Source organism: Dapis hubbardiae BLCC-M172 (assembly GCF_050016015.1).
Classification (GTDB): domain Bacteria; phylum Cyanobacteriota; class Cyanobacteriia; order Cyanobacteriales; family Microcoleaceae; genus Trichodesmium.
In genome coordinates, this window is the sequence record NZ_JBNHEQ010000266.1 from 1 (window position 1) to 14,790 (window position 14,790).

The following is a 14,790-nucleotide window of genomic DNA, read 5'->3' on the forward strand; positions in this document are numbered from 1 at the left end:
AAATTTCTCTTCTATTGCGTATAGAGCAATAGTTAATTCATTTGCTCAAGCACCCCGGCAGAGGAGATGAATGTGAAATTTCTCTTCTATTGCGTATAGAGCAATAGTTAATTCATTTGCTCAAGCACCCCAACAGAGGAGATGAGTCGTAAAATTTTCCTCCTAGACCCACTTAAATGTTGCAATAGGAAATTTTAACTTCCCTTCGGGGAAGTCAAAGCTCTCCGGTGGGGGAGCGTCGTATGGGAAAGCCAGGGCCAAGATTCGGATACCTTCATAAGCTGTTCATATGTCCTTGACAAGCTAGGTACATTTTGTTACTCTAAGGTCAAACGCAGGGGGAGGACATCACCTCTGTCTAAACAGCGGTCAGGGTTTCCCAGACTGAAGAATCCCGCGTTTTCCCGTAAGGGCAACTTCGGGAGTATGTCAAGAGATAACTTCCTGTAGCTACAATAAGAAATCTAACGCACTATTTTATATGAAACGGTCTACTACTGGCGTGTCAAGACTAAAATTGTGGTTTAGAAGCAAGCAACGAGCGAAGACCTCGTTCCCCCTGCCCCTATCGAGGGGGGTTAGGTTTTTAACCCATATTTTCAAGCTTGACACGGCACTACCTGCGTGACACAGCTAAAACTGTGGATTAGATTTTCTCCTATAATTATAGTTATGGTAAGGATTAACGATTTTTTTTCTAATATACCATTCAAGGTTTGTCAGACCACTACTAGACCTGATAGCTACTTAAGCTAAGTAATACCAAACTCAACAATCATTTGCTCTACCTGAGAAGATACCAAGGGGTCTGGGTCATTCCTCAAATTAGGCAATAATTCAACCAATGCACGTTGAGATGCCATCCGCAAGTAAGCTAGAGCTGCCTCCCGCACAAAACCAGTAGGATGACGTAAACAAACTAAAGTTTGTTCTGCTGTTAAACTCCAACGAGCAGCACGAGCCATCTGTAAACAGCAAGCTAAAGCCCACTCTGAAAGAAAATGACGAAAATCTAGCAGGTGTCGTAAGCGATCGCTAGGAGCCATTGGTTGATAAACAACCATCTCAGATAAACTATTTAATTTTTCCTGATAACTGTTTTGATCCAAAATATCAATCAAGGAACGCTTACAAGAAATATCTACAGTATTATCCAAAATCTCCAAACCACGGGCTACATTTGAACGGGAATCTGACTTAATATTAAAAGCTGCTGCTTGGATAGAACCGAACGGATAAAGAAATTTCATTAACAAAAAGCACTGTTCTATAGCATCTAACTCCAACAATTTTAGAGACCGTAGTAATATTTCTGTATAATCGGTTGTTAGTTTTCCATTACTTTCTTCTAAAGCACCGGAGTGGGAAGTAGTTGAGTTAATATCCACTCCAGACAAGTCTACTATACCCGCATAAATCTGCCCCAGAAACATCAACTCTTGCTCTACTAAAATTTCAACTCCACTGCGACCTACTCGTTCAAGAACTCCTTCAATTCCAACTTCTCCTGGCATTTTCAACAATCTGCGTAAAATATTACGGCGTGTAGTACCCCAGGTAGTCATCATTCTATTTACCAGAGAGTCTAGTGCTTCTATTGTACCAATTTCACTAATAGCAGTCCAAGCTTGTAATCTTACTAAATCTGACTTGTGAGTATCATCCGCCAATTTTACCAGCATTGGAATTGCGTCATTACCTAATCTTACTAATGCTTGCAATGCAGATTCTCTGGTTGATTTGTAGGATAAACCTCGTAACAGCGAGGGGTAGTAACTTTCTAAATGAGTAGAAGCAATTACATCCATACAATACTTTCGCACTCGTAACGATTCATCCTGTAATAAACTAGGAATGTACAATCGTAACCCTTGCAAATAATCTGCTTCTCCTAAAGCACGAACACCCATCACTCTTTCCTTTTCCAGTTTAGAAGTAATCATCCTGCGTAAAACATTAGTAGCTTCAGCTTTTTGCTCTATGTCTCCTCGACGCATAATTAAAGCTGCTGCTGTACCTCTTACTACTGGGTCTACTGAAGATTGTAAATAAGGTCGTAGCTGACTAATATCTGGTTCTGATTCTGTGAGCCAGATGTAGCGTAAGGCCAAAGCTAGAACTTCTGGTGGTACTGATTTTTGGGTTAGGGATTGTACTTGTTTTAGATAAGCTGGGTTAGGGTGATTTAACATCACTTCGAGACTTTGGCATTGTAATGCGGGTGACATTACCTGTAAAAGTGGGGCTAATATTTCGCCTAAATTTTTTTGGTCTATTTGACTTAGTAGCTCAATACAGGATCGTTTATCTTCTTCTGAAACTCCCTTTTCCAAAGTTTCTACTACTGAGCGTTTCAGAGCGCGCATATCTACATCTAATACACCAAATCTTCCTTTGCCAGCGCTTCTTACCAATAAGCCTACATATTGGGTTCTAATTAACCATATCACTCCCAACCATAAGAAGCCAGATATAATTATGGCGATAACAAATATTAGACCTTGCTGGTCTTGAAACCCACTTTGATTGGAGTCTAATATTAATCTACATAACCAGAGAATTCCTAATATTATTAATCCACTCAAGCCTGTAGAAAATGGTTCAGCTACCCCATTTACCATTGTTTGAACATCACTACGAATATTTTCTGGTAGAGGTTGGAATAAAACAGGTCCGGTAGTTTCGATTAATGTATAGTGTAGTAACTCGTCTAAAAATCTCAGAATTACTAATCCTATAAATACTGAAAATAATCCTGTTATTGCACCTGTAAAAGAAAATAATCCTAAAGCTATTGCCCCTACTGGTAGTATCATTGCTGTACCAAAAACACCTATTCTTTCTACCAAACGACTGGAGGCAAACCATTGAGTTGCTACTTGACAACTACTCAAAATACCCTCAAATACACCTAAGAAACTTGCTATTTTACTTGCTCCATCAGTATATTGGTTTTGCAATTCTAGTTGATAAAAGAATTGAAAGTCTATTAATACATATAGAATTTCTGCCATCACAAAGAATATGATTAATGGCAGTATATAACCTTGTAGGGGTCCTTTTATTTTGCGAGTAGAAAATTCTTCTTCGTCATCTTCTGGTATCCAACGGCTAGAATCAGGAAAAGATTGTTGGTATTTTTCTGATAAATATAATAGTATTCCTGAACCTAATACTACCATTACACCAGATACTATTGTGACATTATTCAGAGGCAGGAAGTATAGTATTAAAGGTAAAGAAAATCCACTAATTACTCCTGCTACTAAAAAACCACTACTAATTATTGGATAGGTTCGCTTAATTTCTCTAATATTAAATAACTGATTAGATGTGATTGAAGTATTTAAGTCGTTAAGCAAGTAACAAGCTTCTACCCATAACCACATTATAAAGGTAGTAAGAAAAGCTAAACTTTCACCAGCTATCGTGATATTTTCTATACCAATTCCAAACCTAAATAAGAATAATGGAACTGCCATTAGTAATAGAATTACCACTATTACTCGTCGCAGAGGCATGATTTTTTGTAGCCACGAATAGACAAAGCCCAAACCTGAACCTATGCCAGCACTAGCGATATATATCCAAGGTAGTTTGTCAGCACCATATTCGTCTAAGAATAGACTAACTGTACTTAGTTCTAACCAAATTAATCCTGCAGAAGTAAGAGTATATACCGCAAACATTAGTAAGGTTCGCTCTACTTCCTCATAACGGAGATTGAGGGATATTAGCAGTTTATCTCCTAGTCCTGTATAACTTTTTAAACTTCTCAGTTCCATATAGTTTACTGAATAACTAAAGTGTAGAAGATTCTGGAATACATCCTCAATGAGACTCCGCACTAGCAACAACTAAATTCTTTCGAGTCGTACCAGTGGCCTTTGAAAAAGCGAAACAATGTGAAAGACCTGTTAGGAATTTTACTCCAAGATAACTAGCTCTAGAAGACATTTAAAGAAGGATAGTTGAGAAGATTTCTACCGAGACTGTGGGGAGTTTTTTAAAATGAGGGAACACTAAAACCTCATTGTCATCGTTAACTGGCTAAACTCTAATCCCTCTGACCGATAGGGGGGAATTTTTGACCAACGTTATGATAAGTCTAAATCATTAGTGGGTCTTGTTGTCCAGGATTATTGAGTCTTGTTTCTCTCGTTTGCTCAGGAGTTTAATCTCCTGCTAAAGTTTATCTTCAATTTCAGACCTCAAGCAGAAGATTCTGAATTTGATTGACTATTTCAACAGTATTCTTGCCAAGCCTTTTTTCTGGAAGTTTCAGGGATTTTCAGAGGATAATTAAGTAGATTCAGATGCCACTATAAGCGTGGATCAAGAATTATACTAAATGACAATCGTATTTATTTTGGCTGGGGAGAATTTGTTTTTTTATAGGAATCAAACGGATGAGTATTCTATATCAGGAATAGAGTATAGATCCGACTGGTCAATTATTTACGTTATTCTGCAATAGCTTTACTTACTAAAAAATTAGTATTCTCTTATACTATTAATATAGTTTAGTTAGAGTTGTAAATACTTTGAGTATCCAACTTTACTTTTTAGGAGAGAACAACATCATCATACTGCGTCCTTCTCTCTTGGGAGCTTGTTGAACCTCAGCTAAATCTTTTAAATCTTTTGCCATCCGCTGCAATAATTCTTCTGCAAGGTTACTATGTTGTATCTCTCGGCCTCGGAACATAATAGTAGCTTTAACTTTATCACCAGATTCAAGAAAGCGCTTTGCATGAGATAACCGAACATTATAGTCATGCTCCTCAATTTTATAGCGCATCTTAACTTCCTTGACTTCTGCGTTATGCTGCTTCTTTTTTGCTTCCTGTGCTCTCTTTTTCTGTTCAAACAGGTATTTACCATGGTCCATTATTTTACAAACCGGTGGATCGGCTGTATCACTTATGAGAACCAGATCAAGCTCTTTTTCCTCGGCCATACGCAACGCTTCTTTTGTATCCATAATTCCCAATTGCTTGCCATCTGAACTGATAGCTCTGACTTTGGGAACTCGAATACTTTCATTAATTTGAGGCTGATTACGATTATTTCTTTTTTCGATTGGCATTAATTAGGATTATTAAAACTATTGTTCAGAGGGACATCCGTACCAAATTAGGCTACGGTATTTAATTATTGAGACTTTCATGCTTCTACTGAACTTACCCAAACTAGAGTTTTAGTTTTGGAGGCTAGCTTCGCTTCAGGGAGAACCACTGACCGAAGTCTGTAAGTTCTTTTATACCAAGGCTTAAGTTTAGTGGAAAGTACACCAACTATGGCCTTTGATTGTTGTGAAAACTTTGCTACTCTATTCGACTATTTTCAGAACCTTAATTTAGGTTTCATAGATTTGCTTAACTACCTTTTGGCAGTAAACTTAATACTATTAGTATCTAAGAGTTTTATACTGGATTTCAAGCCTTAAATTAAATTAGCTTTAGTTTTGACTTTAAATTATTGTAGCAAACTTTTAAAATTTTTCAAGATTTATATTATCTTATCTGTAGATTATTTATGTCAAGCTTTGTCCAATTATTTGGCTTAAGTATAGCAGTCCGATTTTATTTGTGTATAAAAATCTTACCGCTTTTAGGGAACAGGGAACAGGGAAGACTTAACTGGCGGGAGTTTCAAGTTTTTGATCTACTTTTTGATTACCCGCGACCTATGGGCGGATTTCTATAGTTAGCCCTTACACTCAAAGTAAGTGATACCATGCTTGAAAAAAGAATGTTACAAATAACGAGCTAGCATGGTTGGTAACCTATAAGGTTTAGGATTAGTCTAAAATAACTTGAACAAATTACCCTTAGGCTAAATAAAATCAAGTACAATGCTTATTGTAGGGTAGTATGTCTAATAACTTGGTAGTTAAAACTATTTAGACTGGGAGTGGTAATGAATTTAATTAGCAATAATATTACAACACAAGGATTAAATGTAGTTCCTAGCCTAGACTAAAATTTCTATGAAAATAGGTATAATTTTACGTCCAAAGCAATGGACTCTTAACTATCTCTGACCCAATGGAGTTTCATAACTCAAATTAGCAACGCCAGAAATCTTAATATTTAGAAATATGAATGTATAGTGAGTGAAACTACTAGCTACTGGCAAAAAAAAATAGGTAATCAACGAGAGTGGGTATGGCGAGGATGGCAAACTCGCTACACTTATTGTCGATGCCAAAATAATCACGAAACTTTGGCAGGCCATAAATCAGGAAACCCTCCTATACTACTTTTACATGGTTTTGGAGCATCAATAGGCCATTGGCGACACAATATCCATGTCTTAGCTCAACAGCATACGGTCTATGCCTTAGATTTATTGGGTTTTGGTGCTTCAGAAAAAGCGATCGCCAACTACGATAGTAGTTTTTGGGTAGAGCAGGTATACGAATTTTGGCAAACTTTTATTCAAGTACCAGTAATATTAGTGGGTAATTCGACTGGTTCTTTAATTTCCCTAATTGCTAGTGCTACTTATCCAGATATGGTTGTGGGTCTAATAATGATTAATTTACCAGATCCTGCTGCTCAAGCTGAAGCAATTCCACCTAAGTTTTTACCTACTGTTGAGTTGATTCAAAATATTGTTGCTTCCCCACTATTATTAAGGGCTGTGTTTTTTATCGTTCGTAGACCTTCAATTATTCGTCGCTGGGTTAAGCTTGCCTATAGTAATCCCGATCTAATTACAGAAGAATTGGTGGAGATATTAACAGGGCCGCCGAGAGATAGGGGGGCAGCTCGTGCTTTTTGTATTATATTCAAGATTATGGGTAGCACTAAGTTAGGTCCTAGTGTAAAAGCTGTACTCCCTACCCTGGAAGTTCCTATTTTATTAATTTGGGGCAAGCAAGATTTATTAATTCCTCCAAAATTTGCCAATCCAAGTCAGTTTACCCAACTTAATCCCCGTTTAGAATTTATAGAATTAGATAATGCTGGTCATTGTGCCCATGATGAATGTCCCGAAATAGTTAATCGTTTAATTCTTGATTGGATTGTTAAACAAAAATACCAAAATGTTTAGTTATAATATTAAATTTGATATAATAAACGTTGTACATAAATATAGTCTTATGTAGTCAAATAATGTCAAATATCTTGCTTTATTTGTACAAAAGAGATAGTAAATATTTGACAAAATTTAATAAGTCTAGACCTGATGTTTAATAGTACAATGAAATTGGCTCAGAATTGCCTACTCAATAATCATAAAAATTCAGAACTCAAGAGAGCCTAATGTTAATTTTAACTCCTTGGTTTATGAGGTTAGTTGAGAGATTTATGATTCAATAAAATCATTGGTTTTATGCTGAAATTGACCGACTGTGTTTCTTGTCGAAAAATCTCTATAACTATATAACTATATAACTATAGAAATGCTAGATAGGTTAGATAGGTTGTAAAATTTTATCGTAGGGGTTTGGTCTCCAAACCCAAGTGAAAGAGGGATTTGGAAACCAAAACCCTACGAAACATAGATGGGAAATGGAATACTTAGGGCTTGCTGAACAAGTCTTATGGGTGAGGGTAGGAGTCGGGAGGAATGGGTATCGGAGCGAGGAGGCAGAAGGAAGAATCATCCCTTGATTTTTCTGCTTCGTGTCAACCTTTCATCCTCACTTTTTGACCATCAAGCTGCTCAAAACCAGGTACTTTTTCGCGATTTAAAAAGGCTAAAACCTTTATCTTTTAATGCTTTTAGATTTAATCAGCAAGCCCTACTTAAGTGACGCGACAGATGGGGAGTGAGCTTTAATTTAATCATTGTTGCTAAAAAAGAAAAGAACTAAACTGCCCAAAGTTATATAATTTATACTTGATTTATACTTGTATTTTTAATGTGTCCTGAAGTTATGAAAAAAAAATGGCATTGTTCAGCAAAAAACACAATGAACAATTAATAATTAATAATTAATAATTACCCCTTCTTAAAAGAAGGGGATTGACTAAAAGGAATTTTTTTGATTTATCCCCTATCTAAGGGGAGGCTTCAAGGCGTGAATTTTTGAATGAATAATTAATTGACTATCAACTATTAATTATTAATTATTAATTATTAACTATTAATTATTAATTATTAATTATTCGGTGAAATAAGGTATGAAATTCTTATGGTTGTAATATTAATAGTAAGGAAAAAAACTGTTTTAACTCCTAACTCCTAACTCCTAACTCCTGACTCCTGACTCCTAACTCCTAAAAATCATACAATCATTCACCAACGCCAAAAAAATCAAATAATTTCCCTAGGTTTTATATGCAAAGATAAAAGATACTAAGGAGTCAGAATTTAATTCCGAATCTGCAAACCCAACAAAACTTAAACTATTCATCTTTAGATTAACATGACATTCTACCTCATAAAAAGTAGGAGCTAAAAATTCAGAAGTATTAGCTGGTGATAAATCTAAATCGGTAAAAGATTGAATAAAATTTTCTGCTGACCAAGTATGTAAACATTTACCAGTAAAAATATCCCAGAGCTTAATAGTTTCATCTTCGCTTTTACTAATAATAGTTTGACTATTTTGGCTCCAAATTAAAGCATAAATTCGAGCTGTATGTTCACTAAAAATTTGTAGACATTTACCTGTATTAATATCCCATAATCTTATTGTTAAATCGTCACTTCCAGTTGCTAAAAGATTTCCATCTGGACTCCAAACAATAGAATGTATTTCTTGAGTATGACCTTTAAGAACTATATCCACTTTAGGATTCACCATCGACAAGAGACGAATATTTCCCGATAGATCGGCGATCGCTAAAAACTCTTTATTCGGACTAGAAGCTATAACAGAAATATCAACATTAGATGATATTTGCATTTTCTCTAACAACATTGGGCTATCTATATCTAAAATATTTCTATCTAGTTTTTGCTGTTGTGATTCTTGATAATTATGCTCAGATAAATCTCCAAAATTAGTAGGACAAATACAGGAGTGATTATCTACTAATTGTGACTCGTTATTTTCGTGGCATTTATGTTGATTATTTTTACTAGCAGGACAAATTTTCCCAGGAACTAATGCACAAAATTCTGAGTTTTTCTGGTGAGTTTTAGTTAATACTTCAATAGCTTTTTGGGAATAGTTATGGGCAGATTGACGACATTCCATTTTGTGAGAATAAAGGTCGCCTATCATTAAATCAATCTCTAGTTTCATACAGAGATTTATCAGATTTTCTATACCATAACTACATACGGCAGTTTCGTCAGCTTGTAGTTTATTTAAAATTAATAATAATTGTTGTTCTAGCGCTTGAGTAGAACTAAATATTTTATTTAGTTGTCTGGCAATAGGTTCGATAATTAGCTGATTTTGTTGTTCTTTAATAGAGCGTTTGCCAGTGGTTATAATTAAGGAATGACTAAGAAATAAATTTAAGTTAGTAGTAGTTAATTCAGTAACAATTTCTTCAATTAAGTAGTTAAGAACATACTCCATTATTAGAGGTTCTACTGTGTACATACTTAATTTTTTCTTGACTATGGAGCGCCAGATGAGAGCTTCTAAACTTTCTAGTAGATTAACTTTGGAAATGGCTGGCAGAATATCCATTTCTAATTTTTGTACATTAGTCCAGTCTTGGTTAACTGCCAACCAAACCATGATTTTTTTTTCTATTTCTGAGAGACGCTCAAAGTGTTGGTTGAGGAGTCGGCGAATTCCATTAAAGGTGGCAGTATTATGTTGGAGAAATTCTGTTAGGTCTCCGTCGAATAGGTCTTTGATGGAGGTGATGACTATTTTTAATGCTAGGGGGTTATTACTATAATGTTGACTGAGTTGTTGTTTTTGTGCTTCTGTGCCTGATATTTCTTTTGTTTGTAGTAAGGTTTTGGTTATTTCTTTTGAACCAAATATTTGTAGCGATCGTACTGTTGTATCTATACTTTCAAATGCTGCTACTTCTGGGGGTTTTTCTCGACTGGTGAGAATGAGGCAGCTAGAGTGGGATGTTTGGCTAATTAACTGAAATAGTTGACTATAGTTTTCGTAGCCAGAACGATAATGACCTGTACATCCAGGTTTTAATATTGTTTCGACACTATCTAAAATTATCAGGCAACGTGAATGGCGTAAGTATTCAATTAGTTTGTTTAGTTCTCCTTGGGTACATTCCTGGTCAGAGAAAAATGAGATAAGTTCCCTCAAAATTGTTTCTAGTGGAGGAGAGTGGCGGAGCGATCGCCATATTATATAGTCAAATTTATTCTGTAGTTGTTGGGCGACTTTTGCTGCTAATGCTGTTTTACCAATGCCACCCATACCAAGTAGGGCTATTAAGCGACAACTATCTGTGATAATATATTGTTGGAGTTGGTTTAGTTCTTGGGAGCGTCCGTAAAAAACGGAAACGTCTATGGCTTCTCCCCAATCAATTTTTGGTTTAGAGAGTGTTTTGTTTGTTTCTGTAGAAGGTTGGAATATTTGCTGTTGAATATTTGGCTCGGTTTGGGCAAGATATGATTTCTGAGTGTCAAATTTTTGTCTCAGCAGAGCGCGAAAGTTTTTCTTGGTTACTTTTTCTTTTAAGACATTAGAAAGACTTTGCCATAAGCTGGCAGCTACTCCTTTGATGTAGTCTGGGTCGTAACCTGCTTGCTCGGCAATTTCACCATAAGCTTTACCTTCCCATGCTTGAGAAAATACCATTCTTTTTACAGCGTTTAAGGAGCCTGGAGGTAGAACTGTCTCCAGAACTTCCAATCCTTCTTCGACTTTCATTTTTAGTTAATATTTCGATCTATTTTTGATTTTATCTAAATTGATGTAATGTTACTGTCACTTCGGCGACACCTTAGAATTTAATCTAGAATTTGTTTTTAGTTGAATAAAAAATCATGCGTAGGTACGAAGGACCCCATTGATTAAATTGTACCATTATTTTTTTGCCGACGCAAGGGGAATTTCTTTTCGTCGCCGAAAAAATCTGCGAGCTACTCAAAATGCAGATTCTCTCATCGGTTCATCTTTGGGAAAATTTGACTATTCATCTCCTCTGGTGGAGTGCTTCATAAAATGTATTGACTATTGCGGATAGAGCAATAGTGGGAATTTTTCACTCCTCATCTCCTCTATCCTGGGAGCTCCATAAAATGTATTGACTGTTGCGTATAGAGCAATAGTAGAAAAATTCCAATATTCATCTCTTCTATCGGAGTGCTTTATAAAATGTATTAACTGTTGCGTATATAGCAATAGTGAGAATTTTTCACTATTCATCTCTTCTACCGGGGTGCTCCAGGAAATGTATTGACTATTCCTCTGGCGAGTGCTTCATAAAATGTATTGACTGTTGCGTATAGAGCAATAGTAGAAAAATTCCAATATTCGTCTCCTCTGACTGAGAGCTTAAGAAAATGTATTGACTATTTCTCTATAGGCAATAGAAGAAAAATTCCACTATTCATCTCCTCTGGCGGAGTGCTTGATAAAATGTATTTACTGTTGCGTATATAGCAATAGTGGGAATTTTTTACTACTCATCTCTTCTACCGGAGTGCTTGATAAAATGTATTTACTGTTGCGTATAGAGCAATAGTAGAAAAATTCCAATATTCATCTCTTCTATCGGGGTGCTTCATAAAATGTATCGACTATTGCTCTATACGCAAAACTGATAACTGATAACTGGTCTGGCTATGTTTGGCTTGCTGGTTGAATAAAAAGTCATGCGTAGGTACGAACGACTCCCAATGATTAAATTGTACCATGAATTTTTTGCCGACGCAAGGGGTAAATCTTTTCAGCGGCGATTTTTTTTGTAGCTCCACAAAATGCAGATGCTCTCCTCTGACTTTTTCTGTGGGATGCTTCAGTAAATGATTTTTTTCTCAGAATTTGAGCGATAAAATGATAACTGATAGCGGAGTGCTTTATAAAATGTATTAACTGTTGCTCTATACGCAATAGAAGAAAAATTCCACTATTCATCTCCTTTGGTGGGGTACTTCAGGAAATGTATTAACTATTTTTCTATACGCAAAACTGATAACTGATCTGGCGATGTTTCTTGGTTGAATAAAAAGTCATGCGTAGGTACGAACGACTCCCAATGATTAAATTGTACCATGAATTTTTTGCCGACGCAAGGGGTAAATCTTTTCAGCGGCGATTTTTTTTGTAGCTCCACAAAATGCAGATGCTCTCCTCTGACTTTTTCTGCGGGATGCTTCAGAAAATGTTTTTTCTCAGAATTTGAGCGATAAAATGATAACTGATAACTGATAACTGAAAAAACTTCTCCCACTCGGAAAAAAAATTTTCCCCGCTTCGTGGGATAGAAAGAGAAAAGAAAAAGAGGGAAAAGGGCAAAAGGGGAAAAGAGAAAAGGGTTAAAGAGTTCTCCCGCCATCGCATACTACACGAAAACCAAAAGCGCTGCTGAAGACGTCGCGCCTAACGATGCCGTTGCGATACGCCGAACGGCATAGATCAGGATGGTTGACCCAGGAACCGCCCCGCAGCCAAGAATAATTCTTATTTCCATCTAACCAAACACTTCCATCTGTAGGCGCTCCAATATAATTATTATGCCCATCATCAGCACACCATTCCCAGACATTGCCGTGCATATCGTACAAACCAAAAGCATTGGGTGGAAAAATTCCCACATCTGTTGTTTCTTCTCGAAATTTTCCTTTCGGTTCATCAGCATAAGTATAACTGCCGCGATAGTTAACTAACTCAGACGTTATAGTTTCGCCAAAATAAAATGGTGTTGTTGTTCCTGCACGGGCGCGCATATTCCCACTGACTCTCACTGGGTAAACTATATTTTTTACCTGTTATTTGTGAGAGTTTCTGACAAAATTCTGTCGCGTCGTTCCAACTTACTTTTTCTACAGGACGGTTTGCTCCTTTAAAGAAACCTTTAAACCTAGAAGGATTATTTCCCATAACTGCTTGCCATTGTGCTTGAGTGACTGGATACTTTCCCATAAAAAATTCTGGCACGTCTACATAATGTTGTGGACTTTCACTATCCGTTCTTCCTACTTCCGTCTTTGGAGACCCCATGAGAAATCTACCTGGGGGAATTTTTACCATTGCTAGGGTAACTCCATCATCTAAGTTTTCTATCATCACCTCTGCTTGACCTTGAGAACGATTAATTATTTCTCCTTTTGCGTTAACTTTGACTGTCTCAAATTTATGAGTCGAAGTCGAAGTAGATAAGTATGTTTTTGTTTTTACAAATAAAAACCCACCCCACAAATCTTTAGTTAACATTGCTGCGACAAACCCACTTCCTGCTAAACCTCCTAAGATCAATATTTTTCTTCTGGTTTTATTAGGTTGGGTTTGGGTTTGAGTTTTAGGTAGAGATAGAATTGTTGGTTGTGGCGTTGGTTGTGGTGTGGGTGCTGGTGTTGGTTGTGGTGGAGTTTGAATATTTAATGCTTCTAATACTTCTGTGGCATTTTTATAACGTTCTCTAAAATACTCCCGCACCATCTTATCTAATATATTTGCCAGGCTGTTACTTACTTGTGCTTGGTTTCGCCAGATTATATTTCCTGTATCTGGGTCTGTTGGTAAGTTTTGTGGTTCTTTTCCTCTGAGTGCTTTTATTCCTACCATTCCTACTGCATAGATATCGCTACTTAATCTTGGTTTGCCGATACCTTGTTCGCTTGGCATATACCCAGGTGTTCCGACTGCTACAGTTAAACTTGTTGTTCCTTGTTGGTTAGCTGTAGTTAATACACTTATTTCTTTTACTGCGCCAAAGTCTATCAATACTATTTTCTTATCTGACTTCCGACGCATCAAGTTTTGGGGTTTGATGTCTCGGTGAATTATATTATTTTGATGAGCTGTTTCTAATGCTGATAATATTCCTTTGAGTAAGGCGATGGTATAAGACTCGCTTAATTTTTTCCCCGGCGTAAGTTCCTGACTAATATCTTGCCCTTCTATATATTCTTGTACTAGGTAAAATTCTCTTCCTTCCTGGAAATGAGCAAATAATTTTGGTATTTGGTCTGAGTCTTGCCCTAATTTGTATAAGGTTTCTGCTTCTCTCTCAAACAACCTTTGAGCAATAGTCAAAACTCCTGGGTCTGGAATTTTAGGTGATAGATGTTTTACTACACATTTCGGTTTTCCTGGTAAGTCTAAGTCTTCAGCTAAGTAGGTATCCCCGAAACCTCCACTTCCGAGCGAGTGGATAATTTTGTAGCGTTGTCTCAGGATTTTTCCAGACTGCATAATTTTTTCAATTATGAAAATATACTACCTAGCCTTGTTTCACAGTTTTCCTATTTGTGGAATTTAATTTTGCTGTTAAGTTAGGGAAATATTGCTTTTTTGGCTTAATTGATTTGAGTATATATGAGCGCACCTTCTCCATTATAAGTATAATACTATGTCAAGTTTTCTTTTGTCAACCCCCTTTTTTCAGTTATTCAGTTATCAGTGTTTAGCTTTTCGTAGTAGTTCGAGCCATCAAATCAATATTTAAGGGGCTAGAGTCAAACTACAAACAACAGAATTATTCTCACTAATTTTTAGTCTACCCATAATTAGGGCGATCGCTTCTTTTCTCGGAAATCTCTTCATACTAATTATTCCGACAAAGGCTATAAGCTTATCGCTGAATGCTGAATGCTTTACTTTTCATTTATCAGACTTTCTCCTAATATTGCCTAGCCTTATTTCACAGTTTTCCTTGCCCTTGTAATTTAATTTTGCTGTTAAGTTAGGGAAATATTGCTTTTTTGGCTTAATTGATTTGA

5 protein-coding genes and 1 pseudogene are annotated in these 14,790 nt (G+C 36.3%); 1 reads left to right on the top strand and 5 read right to left on the bottom strand.

Going from position 1 to position 14,790, the window contains the following annotated elements; genetic code table 11:
- Positions 1-752: 752 nt before the first annotated feature.
- Both ACP6PK_RS24465 and infC read right to left on the bottom strand, forming a co-directional pair.
- A complete protein-coding gene (locus ACP6PK_RS24465; protein ID WP_426563459.1) occupies positions 753-3,785 on the bottom strand; it encodes a HEAT repeat domain-containing protein in 3,033 nt (1,010 codons plus the stop codon).
- A gap of 773 nt (positions 3,786-4,558) precedes the next feature.
- Positions 4,559-5,089 (bottom strand): translation initiation factor IF-3, encoded by a 531-nt coding sequence (gene infC, locus ACP6PK_RS24470; protein WP_094673198.1) that lies wholly within the window; start codon positions 5,087-5,089, stop codon positions 4,559-4,561.
- A 1,025-nt stretch (positions 5,090-6,114) separates the two neighbouring features.
- Between infC and ACP6PK_RS24475 the strand changes: the two genes are divergently transcribed.
- The gene (locus tag ACP6PK_RS24475) at positions 6,115-7,062 is read left to right on the top strand and encodes an alpha/beta fold hydrolase (RefSeq protein ID WP_094675575.1); all 948 of its coding nucleotides are present in this window, start codon (positions 6,115-6,117) and stop codon (positions 7,060-7,062) included.
- A 1,222-nt stretch (positions 7,063-8,284) separates the two neighbouring features.
- Here the strand turns inward: ACP6PK_RS24475 and ACP6PK_RS24480 are convergent.
- From ACP6PK_RS24480 to ACP6PK_RS24490, 3 genes and pseudogenes are all read right to left on the bottom strand, one after another.
- Complete coding sequence (locus tag ACP6PK_RS24480; RefSeq protein ID WP_426563462.1) at positions 8,285-10,774, bottom strand: helix-turn-helix domain-containing protein; 2,490 nt, start codon at positions 10,772-10,774, stop codon at positions 8,285-8,287.
- A 1,243-nt stretch (positions 10,775-12,017) separates the two neighbouring features.
- Positions 12,018-12,404: a hypothetical protein gene (locus tag ACP6PK_RS24485; protein WP_426563464.1), complete on the bottom strand. Its 387-nt coding sequence runs from the start codon at positions 12,402-12,404 to the stop codon at positions 12,018-12,020.
- Positions 12,385-14,263 (bottom strand): annotated as a pseudogene (locus tag ACP6PK_RS24490) (SUMF1/EgtB/PvdO family nonheme iron enzyme). The gene ACP6PK_RS24485 and the pseudogene ACP6PK_RS24490 overlap by 20 nt, the downstream one beginning before the upstream one ends.
- Positions 14,264-14,790 lie beyond the last annotated feature (527 nt).

Coding starts and splice junctions, on each gene's coding strand:
- ACP6PK_RS24465 (WP_426563459.1), bottom strand. CDS start 3,785: ATGGAACTGAGAAGTTTAAAAAGTTATACAGGACTAGGAGATAAACTG.
- infC (WP_094673198.1), bottom strand. CDS start 5,089: ATGCCAATCGAAAAAAGAAATAATCGTAATCAGCCTCAAATTAATGAA.
- ACP6PK_RS24480 (WP_426563462.1), bottom strand. CDS start 10,774: ATGAAAGTCGAAGAAGGATTGGAAGTTCTGGAGACAGTTCTACCTCCA.
- ACP6PK_RS24485 (WP_426563464.1), bottom strand. CDS start 12,404: ATGGCGGGAGAACTCTTTAACCCTTTTCTCTTTTCCCCTTTTGCCCTT.